The organism is Pseudomonas sp. NPDC087342 (assembly GCF_044744265.1).
Classification (GTDB): domain Bacteria; phylum Pseudomonadota; class Gammaproteobacteria; order Pseudomonadales; family Pseudomonadaceae; genus Aquipseudomonas; species Aquipseudomonas nunensis.
On record NZ_JBIUXZ010000007.1, the window covers coordinates 179,849 to 194,057 of the forward strand.

Genomic DNA, 14,209 nt, shown 5'->3' on the forward strand with positions numbered 1-14,209 from the left:
GAAACTGCGACGGTGCTCACACTTGGCCGTATTGCTGCCCATGGCGCAGCCAACGGTCAAGTAATGGGCTGACGTGATCCGGCCAGCGTTCCAACAAGGCTTGGGCAGCATCGCGCACCGCGGGCAGTAAATCCGCGTCGCGCATCAGGTCCGCGACCTTGAATTGAAGCAGACCGGTCTGGCGCGTGCCGAGCATTTCGCCGGGGCCGCGCAGTTCGAGGTCTTTTTCGGCGATGACAAAACCGTCGTTGGTTTCGCGCATGATGCCCAGGCGCTGACGGCCGATCTGTGACAGCGGCGGATGGTAGAGCAGCACGCAGTGGCTGGCGGCGCTGCCCCGACCGACGCGGCCGCGCAATTGGTGCAGTTGCGCGAGGCCGAGGCGCTCGGGGTTTTCGATAATCATCAGGCTGGCGTTGGGTACGTCGACGCCGACTTCAATCACCGTGGTGGCGACCAGCAGTTGCAGGTTGCCGGCCTTGAACTCGGCCATGACTGCGGCTTTCTCGACGGGCTTCATGCGCCCGTGGATCAACCCGACCTTCAACTCGCCGAGGGCGGCGGTGAGGTCTTCGTAAGTGGTTTCGGCGGCCTGACAGGTCAGCTCTTCAGATTCTTCAATCAGTGTGCAGACCCAGTAAGCCTGCCGTCCTTCGGCACAGGCGCCGCGTACCCGTTCGATGACTTCGACGCGCCGGGTGTCGGTGACCAGCACGGTGTTCACAGGCGTTCGGCCGGGCGGCAATTCGTCGAGGATCGAGGTGTCGAGGTCGGCGTAGGCGCTCATGGCCAGCGTCCGAGGAATCGGCGTGGCGGTCATGATCAACTGGTGCGGGCACATCCGCCCACCAACGCCTTTCTGCCGCAACGCGAGGCGTTGCTGGACGCCGAAACGGTGTTGTTCGTCGATGATCGCCAGCGCCAGGTTCTTGAACTGCACTTCTTCCTGGAACAAGGCGTGGGTGCCGACCACCATCGGCGCACCGTTGGCGATCTGTTCCAGCGCGGCGACGCGGTGCTTGCCCTTGAGCTTGCCGGCCAGCCACGCGACTTCGATGCCCAGCGGTTCGAGCCATCGCTTGAAGGTGATGAAGTGCTGCTCGGCAAGAATCTCGGTCGGCGCCATCAATGCGACCTGATAACCGGCCTCCAGCGCTTGCAGTGCGGCCAGGGCGGCGACCACGGTTTTACCTGCGCCAACGTCACCCTGGATCAGCCGCAGCATCGGTTCGTGCTGACTGAGGTCGTAGGCGATTTCATTGCCGACCCGTTGCTGGGCGCCGGTCGGCGTAAAGCCGAGGTTGGCCAGGTATTTGGCCGGCAACTTGGTGGCTTTCGGCATCGCTGGCGCGCGCAGGGAACGCATGCTTTCGCGCAGGCGCTGCTGGGACAGTTGATGGGTCAGCAGTTCTTCGAAAGCCAAGCGATGCTGGGCCCAGTGATGACCGAGGGCGAGTTCATCGACATCGGCATCGGCGGGCGGGTGATGCAGGTAGCGGATCGCATCGGCCAGTGGCGCGAGTTGATAGTCCCGGGCCAGTTCGGTCGGCAGCCAGTCGGGCAGGCTGGTCGGGCCGAGCAGGGTCAGGGTTTGCATGCACAGTTGGCGCAAGCGTTGCTGGGTCAGGCCTTCGGTGAGCGGGTAGACCGGGGTCAGGGTTTCATCCACCGGCGGCGGCTCGTCGCCCGTGATGGCGCGGTATTCCGGGTGGTAGATCTCCAGGCCAGAGGCACCGGGCCGCGCTTCGCCGTAGCAGCGAATTCGCGTGCCACGTTTCAGGCCTTCTTTCTGGGCGTTGCTGAAATGGTAGAAGCGCAGGCTGAGCCCGCCGGTGCCGTCCTGTATCCGCACCACCAGGCTACGGCGTCGGCCCATGACCACGTCGGCGCCGCTGACGGTGCCTTCGATCACCGCATCCTGGCCGGGTCGCAAGTGGCCGATCGGGACCACGCGAGTGCGGTCCTGATAGCGCAACGGCAGGTGAAACAGCACGTCCTGGAGATTCTCCAGGCCGACCTTGGCCAATTTCTCGGCCATGGCTTCACCGACACCCTTGAGCGCCGTTACCGACACTTGCGACAACTCGGTCATGGCAGCGACTTAACCGGCCACCACCGGCGCTTGTGGCTTGGCCACCGAGCACAGGCGAATGGAGTCAGCGAGGATTTCAATCGCCTTCGGCCGCGGGAAGCTTGCGCGCCAGGCGATGGCCACCGTGCGGAACGGTACTGGCGGTGACAGCGGACGCACCGCAATCACGCCGGGCGCGTAGTGGTGGCTGTCCACCGCCGACAGCGGCAGGATCGAAATGCCGAGGCCGGAGGCGACCATGTGGCGGATGGTTTCCAGGGAGCTGGATTCCACCGTGGTGTGCTTGGCGCCGTCGTTGCCTTTGCCCAGAGTCGGGCAGGCTTCCAGCACTTGATCGCGGAAGCAGTGGCCTTCGCCGAGCAGCAGCAGGCTCTTGTCGTTGAGCAGGCCGGCGTCGATGGTTTCTTTCTGGGTCCACGGGTGCTGGGCCGGCATCAGGACGTAGAACGGCTCGTCGTAGAGCGGCAGGGTCAGCACGTCGGCTTCGTTGAACGGCAGGGCGATGATGATCGCGTCGAGCTCGCCGTTGCGCAGTTTGTCGCGCAGCACGTGGGTGAAGTTTTCTTCGATGTACAACGGCATCTGCGGGGCGACCCGGTGCAGTTGTGGAATCAGGTGCGGAAACAGGTACGGGCCGACCGTGTAGATCGCGCCGACTTTCAGCGGGGCGGTCAGTTGGTTCTTGCCGGCCTGGGCCAGTTCACGGATGCCTTGGGCCTGTTCCAGGACTTTTTGCGCCTGGGCCACGATGCCTTCGCCGACCGGGGTCAGGCGCACGGCGCTCTTGCTGCGCTCGAAAATCAGCACACCGAGTTCGTCTTCAAGCTTTTTCACGCCCACCGACAGGGTCGGCTGGCTGACGTGGCAACGCTCGGCCGCGTGGCCGAAGTGCTGCTCTTGGGCGAGGGTAACGATGTAGCGTAATTCTGTAAGAGTCATAGCAAGCGTCCATGAAGTTGCGGGCCAAGCATACCGGCTGCAATCGATAGACGCACGTTATCAGAGAGAGTGTGTTGAGTGACACAGGGCAATGCGCGTTTGCCGCTGGCGGATATGCAAAAGGCACCTTTCGGTGCCTTTTTCATTTGTTGCATCGCCCGTGTGGGAGCGAGCCTGCTCGCGAAGGCGGTGTGTCAGCCAACGTGGATGTTGGATGTGACGGCCTCTTCGCGAGCAGGCTCGCTCCCACAATGGTTCGGCGGTGTCTTATCGACGGCGTTCCAGCGAGTAAACGAACGGTGCGACGATTTCGATCGAGCCGTTGTTCAGCATGTCGGCCGGTGGCTTGGGCAGCGGCTGGGCGCGTTTTATCATTTCCAGGGTGGCCCGGTCCAGATCGGCGTTGCCGGAGCGGCCCACCAGTTCGAACGACAACACATTGCCTTCGCCATCGACCACGAAACGCAGACGGTTCAAACCTTCCTTGCCGCGGGATTGCGCGCTGGCCGGGTACTTTTTGTACTTGGCCAGGTGAGCGAGCAGGGTGCCTTGCCAACTGGCCTTGGCGGCCTGCTGCGCGGGCGACGGACCGGGTGCTGGCTGTGCGGACTTCTCAGTCGGTGCCTGGGTCGGTTGCGCGTCGCTCGGTTTGGCCTCGGACGGTTTCTCCTTCGGCGGCTCCGGCTTTTTCTCCACAGGCTTGGGCGGTTGTGGCTTGGGCTTGGGTTTGACCGGTTTCGGCACGGCAATTTCTGCCTTCGGTACTTCAGCCAGTTTCGGGATCGGCAGCTCTTCCACCGGGGCCGGTGGTTGTGGCGGCGTAATCACCTTAGGCGGTGCCGGCGGTGGCGGTGCTGGAACCGGCGCCAGTTCCACCATCATCGCCTGCGGTGGCAGCTCGATGGGCGGGCGCGCCGTCCAGTTCACCGCCAGCGCAATGGCCAAGGCATGGACGCCCAGCACCACGGCCAGGCTCCCGCTGTAACGCGTCAGCTTATGGCGCGTCGTGATCATTTCTTCACTGCCGTCTCAAGCCCGACCAGACCGACTTTCAGGTAACCGGCGGAGCGCAGGTTGTCCATCACGCTCATCAGGTCGCCGTAGTCCACGCCTTTGTCGGCCTGGAAGAAAATCGTCGTGTCTTTCTTGCCCTTGGTCCGGGCGTCGAGTGTGGCGCCGAGTGCTTCGGCCTTCACTTCGTCTTCGCCGAGGAACAGGCGTTGGTCAGCTTTTACGCTGAGGAACACCGGTTTCTCTGGCCGTGGCGCCGGTTTGGCGCTGGAGGCAGGCAGGTCAACCTTGATGTCCACGGTAGCCAACGGCGCGGCCACCATGAAGATGATCAACAGCACCAGCATCACGTCGATAAACGGCGTGACGTTGATTTCGTGGTTCTCGGCCAGATCGTCGTCCGCGCCTTCTTTCAAATGCAAGCCCATGGCTGATTACCCTACTTTGACCACGTGGGGTTGCGTGGAGCGCTCAGCGGTCGGCAGGTGATCCAGATCACGGCTGACCAGCAACAGGACTTCAGCAGAGGCGTCCGACACCTGCGCCTTGTAACCGGCGATGGAGCGGGCGAAGACGTTGTAGATGACTACGGCAGGAATTGCGGCAACCAGGCCCAGCGCGGTAGCCAGCAAGGCCTCGGCAATACCGGGGGCCACAACGGCGAGGTTGGTGGTCTGGGTTTTGGCGATGCCGATGAAGCTGTTCATGATGCCCCAAACGGTACCGAACAGACCTACGAACGGCGCGGTGGAACCGATGGTGGCGAGCACGCCGGTGCCGCTGCTCATGTTGCGACCGCACGCTGCAACCAGGCGCTCAAGACGGAAAGCGACACGTTCCTTGATGCCTTCTTTCTCGCGGCTGTTGACCGACAAGCGCATCTCTTCCAGCGCATCGTGAACCAGCAAATTGGCGAGGGTGCCTTGCTTGGTTGCGGTGGCGCTTGCTTCTTTAAGGGTGGTGGCTTTCTTCAGGTGCACGATTTCGTTACGCAGACGACGCTTGGCGCCCATCAGCTCGAAGCCTTTGGCAATCCAGATGGTCCAGGTGATGATCGAGGCGATGGCCAGGCCGATCATCACGATTTTCACGATAATATCGGCGTTCTGGTACATGCCCCATGGCGACAGGTCATGGGCCATGCCCAGGGTGTTGTCGGGTTCGAGGACTTCAGGTGCGTCGTCTGCAGCAGCAGCGTCAGCAGCCTGGACCGGGTCGGTCGCGGCCGGTGCAGCGGCGTGATCAGCAGGGGCTGGAGCGGTCGCAGCGGCTGGGGTGGCGGGTGCTGTTGCATCAGCGAACGCGGCGGTTGGCGCCAGCATCAGGCTGAGCAGCAGGGCGGCCACAGCGCTCCAGGCGCGAGGTCGTTTGGTTGGCGAAGCGGGGAATTGATTGCGTGTCATGCTGGCCGGACCTGAGAGAAAAATAGGGTGAATGTTCTTCCAGGCCTCGTAAGGCCGAGAACAAAAGTGGCCGGCATTATTGCAAGTAATTCTTGTTAACAGAAGTAATTGCATGTCTTTTTTTCTTCCATTGCTAGCCGCTCGTCCTTTACGGGCGCTAGTCTGTACCTTTCCTGAGGGAGTTTTCTGATGTCTGCGCCATCTGTTTTGATCGCCGGCTGCGGTGATGTCGGCAGTCGTCTGGCCACGCAATTACTGGCTTCGGGTTGGGAAGTTCACGGCTTGCGGCGTGACGTCTCGCGCCTGCCCGAAGGGGTGATTGGCGTTGCCGGCGACTTGTTCAACAAGGACTGTCCGGAAACCTGGCCAATCGGAGCGGTGGATTACCTGGTGTATTGCGCAGCAGCCACCGATCACGATGAGGCGGGTTACCGCGCCGCTTATATTCAGGGTTTGCAGCACGTGCTGGAATGGCTGGGCGATTATGGCCAGGTGCCAAATCGGCTGCTGTTCGTTTCCAGCAGCAGCGTTTATGGCCAGCAGGAGGGCGAGTGGGTCGACGAGACTTCGCCAACCGTGGCAGCGGGCTATTCCGGGCAAGTGATGCTGGAAGCCGAGCAAATTGCCCTCAATAGCGGCATCCCTGCGAGCATCGTGCGTTTGACCGGCATCTACGGTCCGGGCCGAGAGTTTCTGCTGACTCAGGTTCGGCGCGGTTATCGCGTGGCGATTGATCCGCCGTTATATGGCAACCGCATTCATGCCGACGATGCGGCGGGGTTGATGGCGTATCTGCTGGAGGCTGATCAGCGAGGGGTTGCGCTGGATAACGTCTATATAGGCGTCGACGATGCGCCTGCGCCACTGGCGGAAGTGGTGGGCTGGTTGCGTGAGTATCTGGGCGTGACCGAGTGGGCCGAGAACGAGAGTGTGCGCAGGACTGGCAGCAAGCGTTGCAGCAATGCACGGGTGAAAGCGTTGGGCTGGGAGCCGAAGTATCCGAGTTATCGCGAAGGCTATGCTGCGATTCTTGAAGGCCGCTGCTGACTTTCAGTCACCTAATAACAACTGTGGGAGCGAGCCTGCTCGCGAAGAGGCCATAACATTCAACATTTCTGTCGACTGTTACACCGCTTTCGCGAGCAGGCTCGCTCCCACATTGGATTTTCTTTGCAGTTAAATCTTTGTTATTGCTTCTCGAGCAACCACTGCCGCTGGCCCGGCGTAAACGAAGGCATTTCATCTGCCTGCGCCGTGTTCACGGCCTGGAAGATTTCCAGCTCTTTACCCTTGCGCGCAAAGATCCAGGTATTGCCCTGGCCGTTCTGCTGCAGCCACATATTGTCGTTGCCGCCGCTCATCGACGCGCAATCGCCCGCGAGGCACAGTGCATAGCGGTCCGCACCCGGCAGGCCGGCCACTTGGCCATCCGCCTGGAATTGCACGGTTTCGCCTTCACCCTGGCCGTTGACGATTTTCCAGCTGCCGCCCATATAAGCCGTGTACAGCGCGCGTTCGAAGCTCGCACCGATCGGCGCGCCTTCCGGGACTGGAATCAACGCGCGGTCGAAGACTTGCGCGGGTTCGTTGTCGTTCGCGACTTGGCTGAGTTGCTTGCCATCGCGTCGCAGCTCGCTGGCGGAGCTGCCATAGAAGTCGACTTTCCAGGCGCCGGACTCATCGGCCAGCAGCTTGCCTTCGACGTTTTCAAAGCCGTTGGTGTAGCGGGCCTGGCCGGCCTTGGTGTTGACGTCCCATTCCAGGTTCGGACCGTAAGCCTGGAGCGCTTCGCGCAGGGGGCCGCCCTTGGCGGCAGCATCGATGGCCACCTGGTTGATCCAGGTGCCGCTGATGTCACGATCGGCAGGATTGCTGGCGCAGCCGCCGAGGAAAACGGCGAGCAAGGAGAGGGCAAGCGCTTTGCGCATGGTGGAATCCTTTCAAAACGAAAACGGCGCAGCCTGTAGGGCTGCGCCGGATGTATTACTCGATGACCAGAATGGCGTCCATTTCTACCTGCGAACCCTTTGGCAGGGCTGCTACGCCGATGGCGGCGCGGGCAGGGTAGGGCTGGTCAAAGTATTTGCCCATGATCTCGTTGACCTTGGCGAAGTGGCTCAGGTCGGTGAGGAAGATGTTCAGTTTGACGATGTCCTTGAACGAGCCGCCGGCAGCTTCGGCCACGGCTTTCAGGTTCTCGAACACCTGGACGGTCTGGGCTTCGAAGCCTTCAACCAGTTCCATGGTTTTTGGGTCCAGGGGAATCTGACCCGACATGTAAACGGTATTGCCAGCCTTGATCGCCTGGGAATAAGTACCGATGGCGGCCGGGGCCTTGTCGCTGGTGATAACTGTCTTGGTCATGAATGACTCCTTGTAATGGATGGGCTACGCACGCATGCGGGTGATGCGAATCACCCCGGTCAAGGCGCGCAGTTTCTTGATCACGCGAGCCAGGTGCACACGGTCGTGCACGCTGACCACCAGTTGGACCACGCTGATGCGACCATCGCGTTCGTCCATGCTGATTTTTTCGATATTGCCGTCGGCCGCGTTGACGCTGCTGGCCAGCAGGGCGATCAGGCCGCGCTGATGTTCCAGTTCGACGCGCAGCTCGACGTTGAATTCGCCGGTGACATCCTTGGCCCACGAGAGCTGGATGCATTTTTCCGGGTTGTGGCGGATTTCGCTGATGTTGCGGCAGTTGTCCAGGTGCACGACCATGCCTTTGCCCGCGGACAGGTGACCGACAATCGGGTCGCCCGGGATCGGCGTGCAGCACTTGGCGTAGCTGAGCACCAGGCCTTCGGTGCCGCGAATCGCCAGCGGACCTTCGGCGCTCGGCAGTTGTTCGCCTTCGCCCAGCAGGCGGCGGGCGACCACATAGGCCATGCGATTGCCCAGGCCGATGTCTTCGAGCAGGTCTTCGATCAGTTCCAGGCGATATTCGGTGAGCATCGCCTTGACGCGCTCGCCCGGGATTTTGTCCAGGGTGCTGTCGAAACCGTTCAGAACCTTGTTCAGCAGGCGTTCGCCAAGGCTGATGGATTCGGAACGGCGTTGCAGTTTCAGTGCGTGGCGGATGTGGGTCCGCGCCTTGCCGGTGACCACGAAGTTGAGCCACGCCGGATTCGGCCGCGCGCCGGGGGCGCTGACGATCTCGACCGTGGAGCCGCTTTGCAGCGGTTCGGACAGCGGTGCGAGTCGACGATTGATCCGGCAGGCGATGCAGCTGTTGCCGACGTCGGTGTGCACCGCGTAAGCGAAGTCCACCGCCGTGGAGCCTTTGGGCAGCTCCATGATCCGGCCTTTAGGCGTGAACACGTAGACCTCGTCCGGGAACAGGTCGATCTTCACGCTTTCGATGAATTCCAGCGAGTTGCCAGCGCGTTGCTGCATTTCCAGCACGCCTTTTACCCACTGGCGGGCACGGGCGTGAGTGCCTTTCGGTTGCTCGTCGCCGCTGGATTTGTACAACCAATGGGCGGCGATGCCGTTGTTGGCCATCTCTTCCATTTCACGGGTGCGGATCTGGATCTCGATCGGAACACCGTGCATGCCAAACAACGTGGTGTGCAGCGACTGATAGCCGTTGGCCTTGGGTATCGCGATGTAATCCTTGAAGCGACCCGGCAACGGTTTGTACAAATTATGCACAGCACCCAGCACGCGGTAGCAGGTATCGACCTTGTCGACGATGATCCGGAACGCGTAGACGTCCATGATCTCGTTGAAGGCCCGACGCTTGCCGCGCATCTTTTTGTAGATGCCGTAGAGGTGTTTCTGGCGCCCGCTGACTTCGCCCTGGATTTCATCAATCGCCAGGCAATGGCTGAGGGACTCTTCGATCTTGTTGACGATTTCCTTGCGGTTGCCCCGGGCGCGTTTGACCGCCTGGTTGATCCGCGCGGAACGCATCGGGTGCATGGCCTTGAAGCCGAGGTCTTCGAATTCTATGCGGATGGCGTGCATGCCCAGCCGATTGGCGATGGGCGCATAGATTTCCAGGGTTTCCTTGGCGATGCGTCGGCGTTTTTCGCCGGACAGCACTTCCAGCGTGCGCATGTTGTGCAGGCGGTCGGCCAGCTTGACCAGGATCACGCGAATGTCGCGGGCCATGGCCATGGCCATTTTCTGGAAGTTTTCAGCCTGGGCTTCGGCCTTGGTCTCGAAGTTCATCTGGGTCAGTTTGCTGACCCCATCGACCAGTTCGGCCACGGTTTCACCGAACTGCGCTTGCAGCGCTTCTTTGGCAATCCCGGTGTCTTCGATCACGTCATGCAGCATGGCCGCCATCAAACTCTGATGGTCCATATGCATGTCGGCAAGAATATTCGCCACCGCAAGAGGATGCGTGACGTACGCCTCGCCACTGCGGCGGCGTTGGCCGTCGTGGGCTTGTTCGGCGTAGAAATACGCTCGGCGGACCAGGTTGACCTGATCCTTGCCGAGGTAGGCCGATAAGCGATCGGCGAGGGCGTCTATGCTCGGCATGATGACTCCTGCCGTTCGCTGTGACCCCGCGCCGTGCTACGTCGACCAGGCATAGGCTTAGACGGCCTCGTTGGACTCGTCCTCGAACGCTGCGAACAGCGGTTCGTCTTCGACGATTTCAGCATTGGCGATGAACTCATAGCTCATCAGGCCTTCAGCGATTTCACGCAGCGCTACAACAGTAGGCTTGTCGTTTTCCCACTGAACCAGTGGCTCTTTGCCGCCGGTGGCCAGTTGACGGGCACGTTTGGTGGACAGCATGACCAGCTCAAAACGGTTTTCCACGTGGTTCAGGCAGTCTTCAACGGTTACGCGGGCCATGGTATTCCTCGGAGCGAATGCAATATGCGCGCTGCCCGGTTGGGCGAGCGGACTCAACAGTTTAAAAAATCACCAGCGATTAGGGAAGCGCTGATTTTTTGACCAAGCCCTTCAACGCGCTGCAAGTGCCAATGTAAAGCCCTGGCAGCGGTTTTGGGAAGAGCTGTTTAGCCGAGCAATTCGGCCAAAAGTTTTCCATTGCGTTGCTGCTGGCGTTTCTGATGCAGCTGATTGGCGCGGAAAATCGCCTTCAGATCGTGCAGCGCATGGGCGAAATCGTCGTTGATGATCAGGTAGTCGTAGTCGACGTAGTGGCTCATCTCGCTGACGGCTTCACGCATCCGGCCATCAATGATCTCGTCGCTGTCCTGGCCACGATTGGTCAGGCGCTGGTGCAAGGCCTGCAACGACGGCGGCAGAATGAAGATCGAACGTGCTTGCGGCATCAACTTGCGCACTTGCTCGGCGCCCTGCCAGTCGATTTCCAGGATCAGGTCGTGGCCCGCGTCCAGGGTCTGTTGCAAGTGGCTTTGCGAGGTGCCGTAGAGATTGCCGAACACTTCGGCGCGCTCCAGGAAGTCGCCGTGTTCGCCCATCTTCACAAACGCTTCGCGGGAGACGAAGTGATAGTTCACGCCATCCACTTCACCGGGGCGCATGGCGCGGGTGGTGTGGGAAACCGAGACGCGAATATCCTGGTCGGAGTCGGTCAGGGCCTTGACCAGGCTGCTCTTGCCCGCGCCAGATGGGGCGGAAATGATGTACAGGGTGCCGGTGCTATGGGTCATGTCGGGTTTGCCTTACTCAATATTCTGCACTTGTTCGCGCATCTGCTCGATCAACACTTTGAGGTTGACCGCAGCCGTGGTGCTACGCGGGTCGAAGGCTTTGGAGCCCAGTGTATTGGCTTCGCGGTTGAGCTCCTGCATCAGGAAGTCCAGGCGCCGACCGGCCGCACCGCCGGACTTGAGCACCCGGCGAACTTCAATGATGTGCGTGCTCAGGCGATCCAGTTCTTCGGCGACGTCGCTCTTTTGCGCGAGCATGACCATTTCCTGTTCCAGGCGCTGCGGGTCCATCTCGGCTTTCATGTCGGCAAAGCGGTCGAGGACTTTCTGGCGCTGGGTGGCGAGCATCTGCGGAACCAGTTCACGCAGGGTCACGACGTCTTCTTCAATAGACGTCAGACGCTCATTGATCAGGCGTGCCAGCTCCGCGCCTTCGCGCTCGCGGCCGGCCTTCAGTTCTTTGAGGCCTTGAGTGAACAGCGCCAGCGCCTCGGCGTTCAGGGCTTGCGGGTCAGTGGCGTCGCCCACCAGCACGCCTGGCCAGGCCAGCACTTCCAGCGGGTTCAACGCCGCCGGGTTCTTGATCAGTCCGGCGATCGTTTCAGCGGCGGCGACCAGTTGCGCGGCGCGCTCGCGGTCCACTTGCAGCGGTTTGCCAGTGCCTTCTTCGGTGAAGCGCAGGGTGCATTCCAGTTTGCCCCGGGACAAACCCTGGCGCAGGGCTTCGCGGACCGCGCCTTCGAGGTCGCGAAACGATTCCGGCAGGCGCAGGTGCGGCTCCAGGTAGCGGCTGTTGACCGAGCGCAGCTCCCAGCTCAAGGTGCCTTGGGCGCCGGCTTTTTCGACGCGGGCGAAGGCGGTCATGCTGTGCACCATGGAGGTACCTCGCAATGCAGGCCGGCGCGAAACCCTTGGGCTTCGCGGACCCGATATCAATGAATGTAAGCCGACTGGCAGCAAAGGCGCAGGATTGTAGCGCAGTGGGGCGGATGCGCCCAAACACACGCTGTGACAAAGGGCTGCAGGCCGTCGGTTATGTGCTTTGCGCGCCTTCAGCCGTCGGCCGGATTTTTTAGAAGTGCCCAGTCTTGGCTGGCGGCTCTATAATGCTCCGCAGTTTTCCGTCCCCAGTACAGGTATTCCCTATGAAACGTCCAAGTGGTCGCGTTGCCGATCAGCTCCGCTCGATCCGCATTACCCGCAACTACACCAAACACGCCGAGGGATCTGTGCTGGTCGAGTTTGGTGATACCAAAGTCATCTGCACCGTCAGCGTCGAGAATGGCGTGCCACGTTTCCTCAAAGGTCAGGGCCAAGGCTGGTTGACCGCTGAATACGGCATGCTGCCGCGCGCCACTGGCGAGCGTAACCAGCGTGAAGCGAGCCGCGGCAAGCAAGGCGGCCGCACCCTGGAAATCCAGCGTCTGATCGGTCGTTCCCTGCGCGCTTCGCTCGACATGTCGAAGCTGGGCGATGTGACCCTGTACGTCGATTGCGACGTGATCCAGGCTGACGGCGGCACTCGCACTGCCTCCATCACTGGCGCCATGGTTGCGTTGGTCGATGCCTTGAAAGTGATCAAGAAGCGCGGCGGTCTGAAAGGCGGCGACCCGCTCAAGCAAATGATCGCGGCCGTTTCGGTCGGCATGTACCAGGGCGAGCCTGTGCTTGACCTCGACTACCTGGAAGACTCTGCTGCCGAGACCGACCTGAACGTTGTGATGACCAGCACTGGCGGCTTCATCGAAGTCCAGGGTACTGCCGAAGGCGCGCCGTTCCAGCCTGAAGAGCTGAACGCCATGCTCGAACTGGCGAAGAAAGGCATGAACGAGATCTTCGAACTGCAGAAAGCTGCACTGGCTGACTGATCGCTTCTACGTCCGGCAAAGGAGAGCGCCATGAGTGATGAACAACAGCTGCTTCCCACCCCGAGCCCCGAGGTTCGTCAGTGGGCAATGTTTTGTCATCTCTCGGCGTTTCTCGGGGTCTGGTTGCCGTTTGGTCACTTGATCGGGCCGCTGATTCTCTGGCAGTGGAAACGGGAAACCGATCCGTTCATCGATGCCCAGGGTAAAGAAGCGCTGAATTTCCAGATCACTGTGGCCCTGGTCTCGGGCATCTGTTATCTGCTGATGCTGGTGTTGATCGGTTTTGCGCTGCTGCCACTGGTGCTGATCGTAGCGATGGTGCTGTCGATCATTGCCGGGCTCAAGGCTAATGATGGTGTGCCTTATCGCTATCCCTTCACTTGGCGGTTGATCAAATAATCACCGCGTCCCCTGTAGGAGCGAGGCTTGCCCGCGAAGAGGCCGGCACATCCAACATACATGTTGGGTGTTAAATCGCCTTCGCGGGCAAGCCTCGCTCCTACAGGAATGAGGCGCACAAAAAAGCCGACAGCGATGTCGGCTTTTTTGTATCTGCGAAACGACGCTTAGATGGTCAGCGTCCAGTCGTAGTCCACGATCAGCGGTGCGTGTTGCGAGAACCGTGGCTGACGTGGCAGGCGTGCGCTGCGTACAAAGCGGCGCAGGCCCGGGGTCAGCAACTGGTAGTCGAAACGCCAGCCCAGGTTGAGCATCTCAGCCTGTTCGTTGTCCGGCCACCAGCTGTACTGGTCGCCTTCACGGCTGACTTCGCGCAGGGCGTCGACATAACCCATATTGCCGACAATCTCGTCCATCCAGGCACGTTCAGGTGCCAGGAAGCCCGGGGATTGCTGGCTGTCGCGCCAGTTCTTGATATCCAGCTTCTGTTGCGCCACGTACAGCGAGCCACAATAAATGTACTCGCGACGTTTGCGTCGCTGTTTATCCAGATAACGGGCGAAGTCGTCCATTAGCTTGAACTTCTGGTTCAAGTCTTCATCGCCATTCTGCCCCGAAGGGAGCAGCAAGGTCGCGATGCTGACCTTATCGAAATCGGCTTGCAGGTAGCGCCCGTAGCGGTCGGCCGTCTCGAAACCGAGACCGCTGATGACTGCCTTCGGTTGCAGCCGCGAATACAAAGCCACACCACCTTGGGCGGGAACTTCGGCATCGCAGGCATAAAGGAAGTAGCCATCCAGTTGGAAGGCTGGATCGTCCAGTTCAAAGGCGGAGGCGCGGGTGTCCTGCAGGCAGATGACGTCGGCATTCTGTGCTTGCAGCCAACTGAGCAAA

The 14,209-nt window shown here is 60.8% G+C and carries 15 protein-coding genes; 3 read left to right on the forward strand and 12 right to left on the reverse strand.

What is annotated here, in order from left to right:
* Nucleotides 1-16: 16 nt before the first annotated feature.
* The 5 genes from recG to exbB form a co-directional block, all read right to left on the reverse strand.
* The gene (gene recG / locus ACIOYV_RS17360; RefSeq protein WP_401325485.1) at nt 17-2,092 is read right to left on the reverse strand and encodes an ATP-dependent DNA helicase RecG; all 2,076 of its coding nucleotides are present in this window, start codon (nt 2,090-2,092) and stop codon (nt 17-19) included.
* Between the two features lie 9 nt (nt 2,093-2,101).
* Entirely contained in the window at nt 2,102-3,031 is a 930-nt protein-coding gene (locus ACIOYV_RS17365; RefSeq protein WP_054048426.1) for a hydrogen peroxide-inducible genes activator, read from the reverse strand.
* Nucleotides 3,032-3,298: 267 nt separating this feature from the next.
* The gene (locus ACIOYV_RS17370; RefSeq protein ID WP_054048428.1) at nt 3,299-4,045 is read right to left on the reverse strand and encodes an energy transducer TonB; all 747 of its coding nucleotides are present in this window, start codon (nt 4,043-4,045) and stop codon (nt 3,299-3,301) included.
* Nucleotides 4,042-4,470, reverse strand: coding sequence for a TonB system transport protein ExbD (gene exbD, locus ACIOYV_RS17375; protein WP_008150131.1), 429 nt, complete (start codon nt 4,468-4,470; stop codon nt 4,042-4,044). Before exbD ends, ACIOYV_RS17370 begins: the two co-directional genes overlap by 4 nt.
* 6 nt (nt 4,471-4,476) lie before the next feature.
* Nucleotides 4,477-5,445, reverse strand: coding sequence for a tonB-system energizer ExbB (exbB, locus tag ACIOYV_RS17380; RefSeq protein ID WP_401325490.1), 969 nt, complete (start codon nt 5,443-5,445; stop codon nt 4,477-4,479).
* 189 nt (nt 5,446-5,634) lie between these two features.
* On the opposite strand from exbB, the gene ACIOYV_RS17385 reads away from it, so the two are divergent.
* On the forward strand, nt 5,635-6,492 hold the full coding sequence (locus tag ACIOYV_RS17385) for an SDR family oxidoreductase (RefSeq protein WP_401325493.1): 858 nt from the start codon (nt 5,635-5,637) through the stop codon (nt 6,490-6,492).
* Between the two features lie 140 nt (nt 6,493-6,632).
* Here ACIOYV_RS17385 and ACIOYV_RS17390 read toward each other — a convergent pair whose 3' ends face one another.
* From ACIOYV_RS17390 to ACIOYV_RS17415, 6 genes are all read right to left on the reverse strand, one after another.
* A complete protein-coding gene (locus ACIOYV_RS17390; protein WP_054048434.1) occupies nt 6,633-7,373 on the reverse strand; it encodes a hypothetical protein in 741 nt (246 codons plus the stop codon).
* A gap of 55 nt (nt 7,374-7,428) precedes the next feature.
* Nucleotides 7,429-7,809, reverse strand: a complete 381-nt coding sequence (locus ACIOYV_RS17395; protein WP_003229509.1) for a RidA family protein — start codon at nt 7,807-7,809, stop codon at nt 7,429-7,431.
* 24 nt (nt 7,810-7,833) lie between these two features.
* Nucleotides 7,834-9,939, reverse strand: a complete 2,106-nt coding sequence (gene spoT, locus ACIOYV_RS17400; protein ID WP_054617043.1) for a bifunctional GTP diphosphokinase/guanosine-3',5'-bis pyrophosphate 3'-pyrophosphohydrolase — start codon at nt 9,937-9,939, stop codon at nt 7,834-7,836.
* Nucleotides 9,940-9,996: 57 nt separating this feature from the next.
* Nucleotides 9,997-10,260: a DNA-directed RNA polymerase subunit omega gene (gene rpoZ, locus ACIOYV_RS17405; protein ID WP_007894670.1), complete on the reverse strand. Its 264-nt coding sequence runs from the start codon at nt 10,258-10,260 to the stop codon at nt 9,997-9,999.
* Between the two features lie 167 nt (nt 10,261-10,427).
* Complete coding sequence (gmk, locus tag ACIOYV_RS17410; RefSeq protein WP_054048438.1) at nt 10,428-11,048, reverse strand: guanylate kinase; 621 nt, start codon at nt 11,046-11,048, stop codon at nt 10,428-10,430.
* Between the two features lie 12 nt (nt 11,049-11,060).
* On the reverse strand, nt 11,061-11,924 hold the full coding sequence (locus ACIOYV_RS17415; RefSeq protein ID WP_401325498.1) for a YicC/YloC family endoribonuclease: 864 nt from the start codon (nt 11,922-11,924) through the stop codon (nt 11,061-11,063).
* Between the two features lie 269 nt (nt 11,925-12,193).
* On the opposite strand from ACIOYV_RS17415, the gene rph reads away from it, so the two are divergent.
* Together rph and ACIOYV_RS17425 are read left to right on the forward strand one after the other, a co-directional pair.
* On the forward strand, nt 12,194-12,916 hold the full coding sequence (gene rph / locus ACIOYV_RS17420) for a ribonuclease PH (RefSeq protein ID WP_163910644.1): 723 nt from the start codon (nt 12,194-12,196) through the stop codon (nt 12,914-12,916).
* A 30-nt stretch (nt 12,917-12,946) separates the two neighbouring features.
* Nucleotides 12,947-13,315: a DUF4870 domain-containing protein gene (locus ACIOYV_RS17425; RefSeq protein ID WP_401325501.1), complete on the forward strand. Its 369-nt coding sequence runs from the start codon at nt 12,947-12,949 to the stop codon at nt 13,313-13,315.
* A 167-nt stretch (nt 13,316-13,482) separates the two neighbouring features.
* On the opposite strand, the gene ACIOYV_RS17430 is transcribed toward ACIOYV_RS17425, so the two are convergent.
* Nucleotides 13,483-14,208 (reverse strand): catabolite repression control protein Crc, encoded by a 726-nt coding sequence (locus ACIOYV_RS17430; protein ID WP_401325504.1) that lies wholly within the window; start codon nt 14,206-14,208, stop codon nt 13,483-13,485.
* Between the last annotated feature and the right edge of the window lies 1 nt (nt 14,209).

Bases quoted from the DNA above. Each gene is read 5' to 3' on its own strand.
- ACIOYV_RS17395 (WP_003229509.1), bottom strand. From the start codon at position 7,809: ATGACCAAGACAGTTATCACCAGCGACAAGGCCCCGGCCGCCATCGGT.
- ACIOYV_RS17390 (WP_054048434.1), bottom strand. From the start codon at position 7,373: ATGCGCAAAGCGCTTGCCCTCTCCTTGCTCGCCGTTTTCCTCGGCGGC.
- exbD (WP_008150131.1), bottom strand. From the start codon at position 4,470: ATGGGCTTGCATTTGAAAGAAGGCGCGGACGACGATCTGGCCGAGAAC.
- rpoZ (WP_007894670.1), bottom strand. From the start codon at position 10,260: ATGGCCCGCGTAACCGTTGAAGACTGCCTGAACCACGTGGAAAACCGT.
- ACIOYV_RS17415 (WP_401325498.1), bottom strand. From the start codon at position 11,924: ATGGTGCACAGCATGACCGCCTTCGCCCGCGTCGAAAAAGCCGGCGCC.
- rph (WP_163910644.1), top strand. From the start codon at position 12,194: ATGAAACGTCCAAGTGGTCGCGTTGCCGATCAGCTCCGCTCGATCCGC.
- recG (WP_401325485.1), bottom strand. From the start codon at position 2,092: ATGACCGAGTTGTCGCAAGTGTCGGTAACGGCGCTCAAGGGTGTCGGT.
- ACIOYV_RS17365 (WP_054048426.1), bottom strand. From the start codon at position 3,031: ATGACTCTTACAGAATTACGCTACATCGTTACCCTCGCCCAAGAGCAG.
- spoT (WP_054617043.1), bottom strand. From the start codon at position 9,939: ATGCCGAGCATAGACGCCCTCGCCGATCGCTTATCGGCCTACCTCGGC.
- ACIOYV_RS17385 (WP_401325493.1), top strand. From the start codon at position 5,635: ATGTCTGCGCCATCTGTTTTGATCGCCGGCTGCGGTGATGTCGGCAGT.
- gmk (WP_054048438.1), bottom strand. From the start codon at position 11,048: ATGACCCATAGCACCGGCACCCTGTACATCATTTCCGCCCCATCTGGC.
- ACIOYV_RS17425 (WP_401325501.1), top strand. From the start codon at position 12,947: ATGAGTGATGAACAACAGCTGCTTCCCACCCCGAGCCCCGAGGTTCGT.
- ACIOYV_RS17370 (WP_054048428.1), bottom strand. From the start codon at position 4,045: ATGATCACGACGCGCCATAAGCTGACGCGTTACAGCGGGAGCCTGGCC.
- exbB (WP_401325490.1), bottom strand. From the start codon at position 5,445: ATGACACGCAATCAATTCCCCGCTTCGCCAACCAAACGACCTCGCGCC.